A 13,445-nucleotide genomic window follows, 5' to 3' on the forward strand; every position below is an offset into this window, starting at 1 on the left:
ACCAAATATTCAGTCGACTCCATGAAATACCTTTTGTGTTGTGCTTTTTTGATCCTGCTGGCAAAATCATTGTCCGGTCAGATGACATATTTTAAGCATTACCAGGTGGAAAATGGCCTGGCCAATAACACGGTGTATGCAGTATTCCAGGATAGCAGGGGATTTATGTGGTTCGGGACCAAGGAAGGCCTTAACCGTTTCGACGGAACAGTTTTTAAAACATTCAGTATTGACCTTCCGCAGAAACTGGACAACAGGGAATTTATTTACACTATTGCCGAAGGTATAGACAGTACAATCTGGGTGGGCACAAGAAACGGTGTCTATGGACTTGATCCCCGGACCGGCAGATTCAGACTGCTTCAGGGCAGTGTCGAAGGGGAAGTCCTAGGAGTCCAGGCAGATAAAAGTGCCAATATCTGGATAAGGACGAACATAGGGGTTTTTAGATACAATGAAACCCGCAAAAAGATTTTTCGTTACCGGTTTTCACCGGCCGGACCTTCCGATATCAGTGCGATTGAGGTTGATGGTACGGGAAGGGTAACGGCTGCCTCGGGAGACGGGCGGCTTTTTGAGTACGATAAAAACAAAGATGAATTCAGGCCCTTGAATAAACAGCCGATCTCCGGTCTGACCGGAAACATCACAAAGGTCCTTCATGGCCCGGGGGATAATCTGATCATCGGCACTACGGAGGGAGTGGGCATTTATGAGATTAAAACAAACAGTTTCCGGAATGTGCTCGGCAGGAAGGTGGACCACAGACGTGTTTATGTCCGGGACCTTCTGGCGGTCAGCAAAGATGAAATCTGGATCGCATCGGAATCCGGAATATACAGGTTAAGCCTTTCCCGCGGAATGCTTCCGCCGCTTCGGCAGGACGAACTGAATCCGTACTCCTTGTCAGATAATGCGGTTTATACACTGTTCAAAGACACCGAATCCGGAATCTGGTGCGGAACCTATTTCGGCGGGGTAAATTACCATCATAGCCAGCTGGGGTATTTTCAGAAATATTTCAGGAGCGGAAGCCTGGGGTTTAGCGGAAATGCCATTAGGGAACTGTTTCCGGACGGAAACGGAAACTTATGGGTGGGAACAGAAGATGCGGGCCTTAACAGGCTCAATATCCATACGGGAAAAACGGAGCGCTTTGAAGGCCCTTCAAAAAATGATGCCCATAATGTTCATAGTTTAATGATCGACAAAGATGAACTGTGGATAGGTAGTTTTCAGCGCGGCCTTGACGTCATGAATCTGAATACGCTCAAATATGTGCGCCATTATGATGCTCAGCCGGATAAAAACGGGCTTAAATCCAACTTTATTATTTCTTCTTTGAAAAGCCGTTCCGGCGAACTTTATTTTGGTACTGCCCATGGGGTTTATATTTATAACAGGAGGTCGGACAGGTTCTTAACCTGTGGCGGATTTCCGGACAACAGTTATGTCTTTAGCCTTTTGGAAGACAGCCGTGGCAAGATCTGGGCAGGGACAATCGGGAAGGGACTATATTCCTTCGACCCCGTTTCAAAAGCCACAGAGAATTACAGGTATAGCGCCAAGGATAAAAACAGTTTGAGCAGTAACAGTATCTGTGGGATTTTTGAAGATCAAAAAGGGAAGCTGTGGCTCTCGACAGAAGGGGGAGGGCTCTGCAAATTCAATGGGGAAGCCGGGGCGTTTACAAGGTACAGCACGCTAAATGGACTGCCCAGTAATATGGTATATAAAGTGCTCGAGGATGGCAGGGGCAATCTGTGGGTGAGCACTTCACGAGGCCTAGCCGCTTATAGCCCTCAAACCGGCGCATGGAAAGTCTTTACTAAGGCGGACGGCCTTCTTACGGACCAGTTCAATTATAGTTCCGCCTACCGTGCACCTGATGGGGAAATGTTTTTCGGGAGCGTTAAAGGCCTCATCGGATTTAATCCTGAACTGTCCGCATTGGACAAAAAGACCCCAAAAATTTACATCACAAGTTTCAAGACCGAAAACCATGAACTTCAATTAACGGCATCCGACGGTAAAGCGTCCATTGACTTTGCGCGGTCGGTGTCTGTTGCCTATGATCAATTTCCATTTTCGATCAGCTTCTCTGCCCTTACGTATATTGCAGGCCCGACCATATCTTATGTGTACCGCATGGATGGGCTGGATAAAAAATGGGTGTCATTATCAACTGACCAAAGGGTCAGTTATACGCGCCTTCCCCCCGGGAGATACCGGTTCAGGGTCAGGACAATTGACAGTGAGGGGAAATTGCAACAGAACGAAAGGGGCATTGATATCATAATACTTCCGCCATGGTGGCGCAGCAGCCCTGCATATCTTGTTTATATTGCGCTGTTATTTTTAACCCTGTACCTCGCTGTAAATGAATATTACCGGCGCAGACGTCAAAGGCACAAACGGAGGATGCTGATATTCAACCAGCAAAAGGAAAAAGAAATTTACAGGGCAAAGATTGAATTTTTCACCAATGTGGCCCACGAGATCCGTACACCCCTTACCCTGATCAAGGGGCCACTGGAAATGGTCATCGATGCTGTGGGAGAACTTGAATCGGTTAGAGAGGATCTGATCAGTATTGAGAAAAATACAGACCGGCTTGTGGTACTCACCACCCAACTGCTGGATTTTCGGAGTACAGAACATAATGGATACGCATTGAACTTCGTAAAAACTGACATAATAGCCCTGCTTCAGGAAAATATCGATATTTTCCGCCCTCTGCTTAAAAAGAGAATGTTGGGCTTAGAGACTGAATTTTTACAACAGGGCCTTTTTGCATTTGTCGACCTGGAGGCGCTCCGTAAAATCATAAGTAACCTGATGGATAATGCGGCCAAGTATGCTGAAACTTTTATCGCGGTGAGGATATCGCTGGACGGTGCTGCGGGAAACTTCACCATTGAGTTCTCGAATGATGGACACGTGGTTCCGGGACATTTGGCTGAAAGAATATTTGAACCCTTTTACCGTATAGACCCGGAGATCAAACAGGGCTCAGGCATCGGTCTTCCCCTGGCCCGAGCCCTCGCCGATATGCATAATGGAACCCTTGAATTTATGTCCCCAAGAGGTAACCTTAATATTTTTGTGCTGACCTTACCGGTTCATCAGCAGATAGAGTTTAAACTGAAATCCGATCCGGAGATTTAAAACAGCGATCTATGACCGATTCAATTATAGTTATCGACGATAACCAGGAAATTCTTGATTTTGTTAAAAGAATTTTTATGAACAATTTCAATGTGTTACAGTTCACTAATGCAATCGCAGCCTTGGAGTGCCTCGAAAGGATTCCCGTCCGGCTGATCATCAGTGATATCATGATGCCCGGAATGGATGGCTTCGAATTGTGCTCCAAAATAAAGGGCAGCAGCGAATACGCCCACATCCCTGTCATTTTATTGACGGCCAAGAACACGATGATGTCGAGGATCGAAGGACTTGAGCTTGGAGCGGATGCTTATATCGACAAACCTTTTTCGCCGAAACACCTGATCGCGCAAGCAACGAATCTGATCAACAACAGGAACACGCTTAAGGCTTTTTTCGCTAGCACCCCGCTTTCACTTGTTCAGCATACCGGCACATCCAGGACACATGAAATCTTTTTGGAGAAAATCAATAACTTAATTATGCTGAATCTGTCCAACCCACATCTGGATGCGGCACTGCTCGCGGGTGAAATGAATATGAGCCGCCCAACATTTTACCGTAAAGTCAGATCATTGTCCCCAGAGAGCCTGAACGAACTGATCAATCTGGCTAGGCTGAAAAATGCGGCAGGGCTGTTATTGCTTGATAATTACCGGATATCCGAGGTTTCCAATGCATCAGGGTTCAGTTCACCAAATCATTTTACCCGAATCTTCCAAAAACATTACGGTATGTCCCCCAGGGATTTCATCAAAACCCATCGTCCTGAATCCACGACGGAATAGTTGACCACGATCTCCGGCCAAATGACGAATAAAGAAAACAAATATCGCCCATGTTAAGATTTACTCTTTTAAACGTTTACACTCAAGATCCATGCTTGTTCACGTTAGCAAATATGGATAACCGTTTTGTTTTCATATAATAACTGCAAAGTACTCGGAAACAATTCTTATTATTTTTAAAAGAAGCGAATGTCAGCAAAAATAAAATGATACAATAAAATAAGATTTAGCCGTTTGGGTGGGCTGGTGTCGAAATGGAATCTGACAATCAAACACTCATAATCGACTATTCTGTATACTTCTCCACTTGCACCGCTTAGGACACCCAACAAGTCCTTCCAGTCCTCTTCACAGCCAGAATTTATGTTATTTATCGGAATAATTATCTATGTTATGTTGGTATCAACTTATTCTGATCAACCCACGGCTGTTATAATCATGGGTTTGATCTGGTTCGGTAAGCGCATCAAAGACAGCAGAAATCATATTGTAGTCCCTTGGATAGATAAAATTCCACTGTGGGCATGACTTTGCAGAAATATTCCCGCAATCTTAGTGAGTTTAATAACAATTAATTTCTCGCTCCACCGTGTACAAGTAGGTGCTGGCATTTTTAAAGGAAGAAAGATATGGGTAGAATTCTGTCACATTCGTTACATCTCCTACATTTGACAACCTCCACCTAGGCAACTCTCAGAGTTGCTTCCTTAGATTGGGACGGTTATATTAGCTGATTTTTTGTTTTTGCGTGCAATATTCTCATTTTATCCCCACTGATAAAGTGAGAATTTCCAAAATTGATTTTTTATAAATTTACCACCCCGTCTAAATTGTACCCATCTGTATTAACAATTACAACAGTCTTTAATTCATCCTCAGTTGGAGATTCAAATTCATTTTCCATATAGTGAAACATAGTAGGGGTAACCTCAAAAGAATATGTTTTATTTCTATCTGAATTTCGTTTCATAACCCGTTTATAACGGGTAGATAATTCTGCGGTGATGTAATGCCGTTCTATTTGTATCCCACTTTCTTGCGCTAAGGCGATGTATAAACTTCGATTTTCAGTTTTCATAAAACCGAGATCCAAAATTACATTTCCGCCAGATCGGACAATCTGTAAGGCTGTCGACCAAATCTTTTTTTCACATCTTTTGACTCTTGCCCTAATCCAGCCAATATCCATGGGAATGGGCAAATCATGGCTGAATAAATCTTGCATCCAATCATCAATCGATAAGTGGACCCCATTTACCTTACTGGCAAGTTTTATTGCATAAGTAGACTTTCCAGCGCCCTGCTCGCCAAATATTAGATGTATCATCCCTTCAATTTTAGCTTGCAAAGCTAAGCCTTAATCGTAGATTAAGGGAAGCCAAATGCTTTTAAATTTTTGATGCAGTTATTGTCGTTGTCTAAACAATAGTTGTCCAAGTCGCTAATTTAGGATGCTTAAATAAATGCTTGTGATGAATGAAGGCATTTTCAGATGGAGTATCTAAAGAATGCTTTGAGGCTTAATCCTCAGTTTTTGTTAGGGATTAGTGATTTAACGTCTGTCAGACAACGCTTTACAAAGTCCTCAGGTGAGAAATAGTTTTTTATGTATTTTTCATTTAGCTTGAATGCATTGATACATGGACAGTTCGCTTGTACTCATGGCATTTAATCTGTTCCCAGTTGGAGGCTCTTATTAACTGTTTAATAAAGCTGTTTATTTATTAAAATAAATTTGCTTTTATAACATTAAGCATTACTTTTGTACTGTAATTAAAATTAATACAGTTGAACAACATCGAATTTGCTACCGCACTTCATATACTAACATTGCTGGCTATATTCAAGGAGAATTTATCATCTGCATATATTGCCGGTAGTATAAACATAAATCCCGCGATGGTGCGCAAATCATTGGGAGTGCTACGCATGCATGGCTTAATAGAAACTAAGGAAGGAAATGGGGGCGGATCCTCACTTGCAAAACCAGCAGATAAAGTGCTGCTTTCGGACGTCTATCGGGCGGTCAACGAGGCTCTTCTTCTTGGCAAACTGAACAAACCTAATCCTGAATGCAAAGTGGGTAAACAGATCAATCAACACCTGACCAAACTATATCATCGGGCAGACCATGCGTTGATCAAAGAATTGAGTTCGATCACGCTGGCTGATTTTAGTAAGAAATTCAAATAAATTTTTTTTAACCCATACTGTAACATGTATGCTTACAGTACAACTTATAAAATTAAATATCTCAAATATGAAAGTAGCACTAATTGGAGCATCAGGCTTCGTAGGAAAAGCAGTTTTAAATGAATTACTGCAAAAAGGGCATCAAGTAACCGCTGTCGTCCGTAATGTCGAAAATTTGGCGTCAGAAAATGGTTTAAACATTGTTAAGGCAGACGCTACGGATATCGAGGTACTCACGGACTTAGTAAAGGACAGCGACGTTGTGATCAGTGCTTTTAATGCCGGATGGGGAAATCCTGACATGTACAGAGACTTTCTGATCGGCTCAAAAGCCATACAGGAAGGTGTAAAACGCTCTGGTGTAAAACGCTATGTTGTGATTGGTGGGGCGGGCAGTTTATTTATCGACGGGAAGCAGCTGGTAGATTCACCTGAATTTCCTGCTGAATACAAAGATGGTGCGATGGCGGCACGTGAATATTTAAATTACTTAATGAGCGAGACAGAATTGGATTGGGTATTCTTAAGCCCTGCGATTGAAATGCACCCCGGCACCTCGGGAATCCGAAAAGGCAGTTACCGTATAGGTACAGACACTCCGGTATTTGATACTAACGGAAGAAGTATTATTTCAGTTGAAGATACTGCCTTAGCAGTTGTTGATGAAATTGAAAATTCGCACCATAGCCGTCAGCGTTTTACAGTCGCCTATTAATGCCATAAAAAATGTTCACTAAAGCGCTTTAGTAACAAATGGCGTAAACAGTATCAAGTTATAAAATATGAAAAAGGACATAATAAGATTCAGGCGATTAGGCTGGGCAGGAGTAGAATTACAATACAATGATCAAACGCTTCTGATCGATTACATTCGTGACACCTCACCCCTTATGCCACTTAGGGGCCCAGATGAACCGTTTCCGCCATCTTCCCAGCCTCGCTCAGCAGTGGGCGCTCTGTTAACACATCTTCATGCAGATCATGCAGATCCTGGAGCGGTTGCCGCGGCTATCCAGGATGGCTCGCCGGTATACAGGCCAGCAAAAGCAGAAGGCGTTCCGGCGGACCTGGAGTTGACGCTGCATGCAGAAAAACAATTCGAAAAATATAAGCTCGCGACCGAGATTGTTGGCGAATGGGAAGAGCGCAGTGTTGGACCGTTCCGGTTATTTTCGGCACCTGCAGTGGATGGATTCGGCGACCGGCAGATCAGTTGGATTGTAGAATTTGGTGACCGCCGGATCATTCATGCGGGAGATACGATGTTTCATGGTTACTGGTGGCGGATCGCAAACAAATACGGGCCATTTGACATCGCGTTTCTGCCAATTAACGGTCCGATCGTAGAATTTCCGTTCCTGCAGCCATCAAGTTCTCTTGCAGCAGTTATGACTCCTGAACAGGCAGCAGTCGCCGCTAACCTACTCAGTGCCAAAGCGGTTGTGCCGATTCATTACCAGGCTTTGCATAAACCACCGATGTACACGGAGACACCCAATCCTACAATGCGTTTAACTGAAAAACTTATAAGCCTTAATATTCAAGCAATTGTGATCGAGCCGGGCGTGTGGGTTGATCTAATATAGAGCAACCGGATTTTTTTGCGATTAAATTTATGTTGAGGAACAATTTGGAATATTAATAAATGTTTTTTTTAGTACAATCAGACTATCCATATATTGAAAGACCTAGAAATCCTGCAGGACAAGTTTTGATGTAGAAAAATGACTATTGTGAGTATCGCTACTGTAGGCGGGGTCGATGGCATTTGGATGCTTCCTATAAATATACGGGAAAAATTCTGGTACAGAAAAAAATCAAAAATAGGCGGGTGCTTTATCCGCCTATTTTACTGTGCCTAAAATGATGATTATGCTATTGCTATTTTTCGGTCGATAATGAATACGGGAAGCTTTTCGCACTTATTCCACGCTCTTTGTTAGGTTTTTGCGACATTTTGAAGCTTATGACGCCTCCTTTTAGCAGATCCTCATGCGCAAAGAAATTCTTGTTATACTTTTGTCCATTTAGGGAGATTGAACTGATATACCTGCTTTCTTTACTGTTATTGCTCGCTTTTAATTCCAACTGCTTGCCATTGGCAAACTTGATCTTAACTGATTTAAACAATGGAGAGCCTATTACATACTCATTCGCTCCGGGGCAGACAGAATAAAAGCCGAGTGCCGAAAATACATACCATGCTGAGGTCTGTCCATTGTCCTCATCGCCACAATAGCCATCAGGTGTAGCATGATATAGACGGTCCATTGCTTCACGGACCCAATATTGTGTTTTCCATGGTTCACCTGCATAATTATATAGGTAAATCATATGCTGTATAGGCTGGTTACCATGAGCATATTGACCCATTCCCACCGCCTGCATTTCTCGCATTTCATGGACCAAATCTCCAGGCTTCTCCGCACTACCGAAGGTAGGAGGAAGAACAAATACAGAATCCAGCATTTTCACAAATGTTTTTTGCCCACCCATCAGGCCGATCAGTCCGTTCACATCATGAAAGACAGACCAGGTGTAATGCCAGCTGTTTCCCTCAGTAAAGGCATCCCACCAGCTGATGGGCTTAAAGTTTGCAGGGAAAGATCCATCTTCATTCCTTCCGCTCATCATATTGAACTGTTTGTTAAATGTTTTTTTATAGTTCAGGCTACGGTTCCGGTATAGTTCAAGTTCGGAAGCAGGGCGTTTTAATTTTTTTCCCATCTGATAGATGCACCAGTCGTCGTATGCATATTCAAGGGTCCGGGAAGCATTATCTCTTATTTTAACATCATATGGTACATAACCTAACCTGTTATAATATTCAAAGCCAAGTCTTCCTGATGAGGGTACGTTAGGATGCACATTATTGGCCCCGTGCAGCATACCTTCGTACATTTCGACCGCATCAGTTCTGATGAGCCCTTTCATAAAAGCATCATTCACCACCGAAGCTGATGCGTTGCCCACCATGCTTTCCCGGTGGCCCGGGCTTGCCCACTCAGGGAAAAAGCCGCTTTCCCGGTATGAATTCAACAGTCCTGCCTGTATCTTTTCACCCATTTCCGGATAGATGAGATTTACATAAGGGATAAGTGCCCGAAAGGTATCCCAAAATCCCATGTCTGTAAACAGATAACCAGGGAGAACCTTGCCGTTGAAAGGACTGTAATGCACAATCTGACCTTTTGCATTCACCTCGTAAAATTTACGTGGAAAGAGCAAGGTCCGGTACTGGCAGGAATAAAACGTTCTCAGGTTATCCAGATTATCATCCTGTACCTCAATTCTACCCAAGGTTTCATTCCATATTTTTTTGCTCGCGGACTTGTTTTCCTCAAATGTTGGCTTTAACTCCTTTAGATTGAGCTCCGCTTGTTCAGCGCTGATGAAAGAAGAGGCTATTCTCGCATGTACCTGTTCGCCCTTTTTTGTTGAGAAACCGATTATTGCGCCCGAGTGATTTGACTTTGATTCCAGTTGATCCGTTTTGATAACCTTATTATCGACAGCCGCGGTGTATTTAAACGGTTTGTCAAAGATAATGACAAAGTAGTTTTTAAAGTTTTCGGGCACCCCGCCGCTGTTTTTGGTCGTGTATCCGATGATTTTGTTTTCGCCTGGAACAACTTTAACATAAGACCCCTTGTCAAAGGCGTCTACTACAATAAAGGCATTTTTTTCTTCCCCAAAGGTAAACTGGAACATGGCTGCTCTATCAGTCGAAGTAATCTCGGTGTAAACGTCATAATCGGAAAGATAAACCTTATAGAAATAGGGCTTTGCAACTTCTGTTTTGTGGCTGAACCAGCTGGACCTTTTATCCTCATCAAATTCAGGTTTCCCCGTTATGGGTAAGATTGAGAACTGTCCATAATCATTAATCCACGGACTTGGCTGGTGGGTCTGTTTAAATCCCCTGATTCGATCGGCATTGTAGGTGTAAGCCCATCCGTCACCCATTTTTCCCGTCTGTGGCATCCAGAAATTCATCCCCCAGGGCATTGCGACAGCAGGGTAGGTGTTGCCATTCGAAACCAGAGGTTTGGAGTCAGTACCCATGAGGGTGTTTACATAATCAACATAACTCGTTTGGGCCCACAGCCCTGTAGTACTGAATAAACAGTAAATTAAAATCAATAATTTTTTTCTCATCAGTGTATTAAAGATGGGTTTTTATCAGGTAAGAGAAGAATAACCGGTGTGTTCAATTTTTATCAGCTAAAACTAACCATAGTGACTTAGCTTTTTAATTGTAGTTGTAAACCCGGTAAATATCAATCAGGTTTCTATTTATGGCTTTGGAGCCAATCAAGCCTACGCTGATCCGGCAGATGTTTAACCGAAAAGCTGTCAAATCTGGCTTCAAAACCATCACCGTCAGGTGATGCAGCCATAAGCCCTACCAGAACCGGTGCATTGTCCTGTAACGGTGCATTACGGGTCATGATATATGTTTTATCGTCCAGTGAATAAAATATTTCAACTGCATCGAGCCTTCGGATTATTTTTATCCAGATAAATGGGGGAGTTTTATCCAAAGTGGTTACGCTCCAGTCACTTTTGTCATGCGTAACAACGGTACTTACATTGAATTTCCCGTCAACATATTCCACACCGGTCTTGATGTAATTTTTATGATCGGTACGGACCATCAGTCCCATCTGGTCGAACCTCGCTTTATAAGCCCCGGTCAATTTTACCTTGGCTTCAAATTCCCCGCCGTAGGTACTATAATAAAATGGGGCATCATCGACGGTGAAACCATAATGAGAAATGCGCCAATAGTCACTTTTAGGTGTTACCTGCATAATCAGGCCCTTGTTTTTTATTTCCCATTTTTCGGGTTCGTTGAACCATTGCATTTTTTCCAGGCTCTGTGCGTGGGCTTTACCTATCAGAAACAGGAGGGCGATTGCTGTAAAGATTTTTGTCATTTCTTTCATATACTTATTTGTAATTAATATTTGCTTTTTAGCTCCGCAAATTAATAAGTATGAATTTACGCTTCAATGGTTATATTTAACCATTTAAATTACATGAAAGATAGCCGCAACCTGCTTAACGTAAAATTGTTAAGCCAAAAATTTAATGATCCGGAAAAGCTGGAATTGGAGTTGGAAGAGGGGATGATGATCGCTCAGATATATGCAAGGATGGAAAACTGTATCAGTGTGCTCAGTGATCTTCAGAGACGCAGAAGCTACATATATTATGGAACTATCGCAGATCAGTTAGGTTTGGGGCAAATGGATCCAGAGCTGAATTCCATTTGGGAAGACGATCTGTTACAACATATACATCCAGAGGACATGGAAAAAAAAATCAGGCTGGAGCTGCAGTTTTTTCAATTGCTCAATGCTGTCCTTCCACAGGAACGTAGATATTTCGAAGCTTTAACCAAACTTAGGTTGACTGTGCCGGACGGGAACATAGTTTTTTTAAAACACAGGCTGATCTACTTAAGCAGCACAGCTGAAGGGGGGATCCGGCTGGCGCTCTGTTTGTACCATAGGATTTTTGAACACCCGGATCTTGGAGGCCCGGACGCGCTGATCATAAATAGCCAAACTGGAGTCGTTGCGGATCTCAACCGGGAAAAGTTCAGTGGTATTTTATCCGAAAGGGAAAAGGAAGTACTCCAATTAATCGGCTATGGCCTTAAGGGTAAAGAAATATCAGGCAGATTGGATATCAGCATCAATACCGTAAACAGACACCGGCAAAACATTTTTCAAAAGCTGAACGCAACAAATGCGATAGAGGCATGCAGAATTGCCGAAGCGGCCGGTTTATTGAAATAACATCTAATGTTCTTGTTACCTTTGCGTTGTCCCAGAGCATTAATCCTTACCCTATGTATGAAATTCTGATAGAAAAAATGAAAGCGGTTGACAACTTTACCGAAGAAGAAATTGAATTTTTTACCAGTTTACTAGTACCCCAATTCCTGCCTAGAGGAGATCATTTTTTAAGGGAGGGGCAGATATGCCGGTACCTGGGATATGTAGAGTCCGGTCTGCTGATGTATTACCGCTTGCACAATGGGATTGAGATTCCAACCGATTTTGCAAATGAAGGTGAATGGGCCAGCTATCTTGACAGTTTTACCAACAGGACGGTTTCAGACCTGGGCATCAAAACTCTCGAAGATACCGAAGTACTGAAACTGTCTGCTTCCGATTTTGATAAAATTTGCAAATTATACCCCAGATTTATTAAGCTTAAGGATTATTACACGGAAATTTCATTTCTCAGCGCCGCGCGGCATGCAGCAGATTTTGCGATGCTGGATGCCAAAGAACGGTATCATAAATTTGTATTCGAGAAACCTGAGCTTAATCAGCGGATCCCCCAATATTATATTGCAGCATACCTGGGGATGAAACCACAATCTTTAAGCCGGCTACGAAAATCTGAGCATTTACGATCTTAACAAATGTGAATGAAACTGCGCCGGTCTCCATTTAAATTTGCGTCAAACAAATCAATTTTATATGACACAGATTCAATTAAAAATGGCCCGCACGGCATTAGCAATGATTTTGACGATTCCTGCTATCAGCGTTATTGCACAGGAATGGAAATCAGAAAAAAAAGTAAATGTCCTTTTTGGTTTAACGCAGCCATTGTTGGCAAAAGGATTTAATGTGGAAGGTAATTATATTCATAACCGGCTAATTTTTGATTATTCGCATGGCGTCTCACTTGACTTTTCGGGCACATCTGCAACAAAAGAATTGCGGGGGCAGCATGTTGCTGTTCATTTGCCATGGACTACCGGATTTGGTATCGGATATAGATTAAAGGAATGGCTGAATGTAAGGATCGAACCAAAATGGCATAGATTTGAACTGTACTATGACGGCGAAACTCAAAATGTGGACAGTAAAATTATTTCCTATGACACTTTTAGTCTGGGACTAGGATTATATGGAGCATACCGCCCTTTTAAACACAAAGAAAACTTTCTAAGTGGTCTGCTCATTTCCCCAAGTGTGAGATATTGGCCAACAGTAAGCTCAACACTTAAAGATGATAACTTCACATATCGCAATAAGCATACCAATGACACTGAGCGCCTGGAAACCTTGGATCCCGGAATTGGATTTACACCTTTGGTGGTTAATATCAGTGTAGGTTATTCTTTTTCAGTTAAGAAAAAATAATACTGTTGCCATCGTAAAAGCATCCTTTAAGCCGCTGTTTATGTTGAAAAATGCGTTAGGGCCCGGTGCATCATTTCTTTATTCAATTTAGAAAATGTAACCGATGTTTTCTCTTTGAACAGCG

At 42.6% G+C, this 13,445-nt stretch carries 11 protein-coding genes; 8 read left to right on the top strand and 3 right to left on the bottom strand.

The window, feature by feature from the left end:
- Positions 1–81: 81 nt before the first annotated feature.
- Positions 82–3,168: a two-component regulator propeller domain-containing protein gene (locus R2S57_RS20525; RefSeq protein WP_316846810.1), complete on the top strand. Its 3,087-nt coding sequence runs from the start codon at positions 82–84 to the stop codon at positions 3,166–3,168.
- An 11-nt stretch (positions 3,169–3,179) separates the two neighbouring features.
- On the top strand, positions 3,180–3,956 hold the full coding sequence (locus tag R2S57_RS20530; RefSeq protein WP_316846811.1) for a response regulator: 777 nt from the start codon (positions 3,180–3,182) through the stop codon (positions 3,954–3,956).
- An 805-nt stretch (positions 3,957–4,761) separates the two neighbouring features.
- Here R2S57_RS20530 and R2S57_RS20535 read toward each other — a convergent pair.
- The gene (locus R2S57_RS20535) at positions 4,762–5,304 is read right to left on the bottom strand and encodes an AAA family ATPase (protein WP_316846812.1); all 543 of its coding nucleotides are present in this window, start codon (positions 5,302–5,304) and stop codon (positions 4,762–4,764) included.
- Positions 5,305–5,744: 440 nt separating this feature from the next.
- On the opposite strand from R2S57_RS20535, the gene R2S57_RS20540 reads away from it, so the two are divergent.
- The 3 genes from R2S57_RS20540 (at position 5,745) to R2S57_RS20550 (ending at position 7,735) form a co-directional block, all read left to right on the top strand.
- Positions 5,745–6,149 (top strand): Rrf2 family transcriptional regulator, encoded by a 405-nt coding sequence (locus R2S57_RS20540; protein ID WP_316846813.1) that lies wholly within the window; start codon positions 5,745–5,747, stop codon positions 6,147–6,149.
- Between the two features lie 67 nt (positions 6,150–6,216).
- A complete protein-coding gene (locus R2S57_RS20545) occupies positions 6,217–6,864 on the top strand; it encodes an NAD(P)-dependent oxidoreductase (protein WP_316846814.1) in 648 nt (215 codons plus the stop codon).
- 67 nt (positions 6,865–6,931) lie between these two features.
- Positions 6,932–7,735, top strand: a complete 804-nt coding sequence (locus tag R2S57_RS20550; protein ID WP_316846815.1) for an MBL fold metallo-hydrolase — start codon at positions 6,932–6,934, stop codon at positions 7,733–7,735.
- Positions 7,736–8,030: 295 nt separating this feature from the next.
- Here R2S57_RS20550 and R2S57_RS20555 read toward each other — a convergent pair whose 3' ends face one another.
- Positions 8,031–10,307 (bottom strand): GH92 family glycosyl hydrolase, encoded by a 2,277-nt coding sequence (locus R2S57_RS20555; protein WP_316846816.1) that lies wholly within the window; start codon positions 10,305–10,307, stop codon positions 8,031–8,033.
- Between the two features lie 134 nt (positions 10,308–10,441).
- Positions 10,442–11,098, bottom strand: coding sequence for a DUF1349 domain-containing protein (locus R2S57_RS20560; protein WP_316846817.1), 657 nt, complete (start codon positions 11,096–11,098; stop codon positions 10,442–10,444).
- Positions 11,099–11,191: 93 nt separating this feature from the next.
- On the opposite strand from R2S57_RS20560, the gene R2S57_RS20565 reads away from it, so the two are divergent.
- The 3 genes from R2S57_RS20565 to R2S57_RS20575 all read left to right on the top strand — a co-directional run bounded on the left by R2S57_RS20565 (position 11,192) and on the right by R2S57_RS20575 (position 13,321).
- Positions 11,192–11,956, top strand: a complete 765-nt coding sequence (locus R2S57_RS20565; protein WP_316846818.1) for a helix-turn-helix transcriptional regulator — start codon at positions 11,192–11,194, stop codon at positions 11,954–11,956.
- A 53-nt stretch (positions 11,957–12,009) separates the two neighbouring features.
- On the top strand, positions 12,010–12,588 hold the full coding sequence (locus R2S57_RS20570) for a Crp/Fnr family transcriptional regulator (protein ID WP_316846819.1): 579 nt from the start codon (positions 12,010–12,012) through the stop codon (positions 12,586–12,588).
- A 61-nt stretch (positions 12,589–12,649) separates the two neighbouring features.
- Positions 12,650–13,321, top strand: a complete 672-nt coding sequence (locus R2S57_RS20575; RefSeq protein WP_316846820.1) for a hypothetical protein — start codon at positions 12,650–12,652, stop codon at positions 13,319–13,321.
- The last annotated feature ends 124 nt before the right edge of the window (positions 13,322–13,445 follow it).

Origin of the sequence: Pedobacter psychrodurus (genome assembly GCF_032678585.1) — a bacterium.
In the GTDB taxonomy this organism is placed as follows: domain Bacteria; phylum Bacteroidota; class Bacteroidia; order Sphingobacteriales; family Sphingobacteriaceae; genus Pedobacter; species Pedobacter psychrodurus_A.

Coding starts and splice junctions, on each gene's coding strand:
- R2S57_RS20525 (WP_316846810.1), top strand. CDS start 82: ATGACATATTTTAAGCATTACCAGGTGGAAAATGGCCTGGCCAATAAC.
- R2S57_RS20530 (WP_316846811.1), top strand. CDS start 3,180: ATGACCGATTCAATTATAGTTATCGACGATAACCAGGAAATTCTTGAT.
- R2S57_RS20545 (WP_316846814.1), top strand. CDS start 6,217: ATGAAAGTAGCACTAATTGGAGCATCAGGCTTCGTAGGAAAAGCAGTT.
- R2S57_RS20550 (WP_316846815.1), top strand. CDS start 6,932: ATGAAAAAGGACATAATAAGATTCAGGCGATTAGGCTGGGCAGGAGTA.
- R2S57_RS20555 (WP_316846816.1), bottom strand. CDS start 10,307: ATGAGAAAAAAATTATTGATTTTAATTTACTGTTTATTCAGTACTACA.
- R2S57_RS20560 (WP_316846817.1), bottom strand. CDS start 11,098: ATGAAAGAAATGACAAAAATCTTTACAGCAATCGCCCTCCTGTTTCTG.
- R2S57_RS20565 (WP_316846818.1), top strand. CDS start 11,192: ATGAAAGATAGCCGCAACCTGCTTAACGTAAAATTGTTAAGCCAAAAA.
- R2S57_RS20570 (WP_316846819.1), top strand. CDS start 12,010: ATGTATGAAATTCTGATAGAAAAAATGAAAGCGGTTGACAACTTTACC.
- R2S57_RS20575 (WP_316846820.1), top strand. CDS start 12,650: ATGACACAGATTCAATTAAAAATGGCCCGCACGGCATTAGCAATGATT.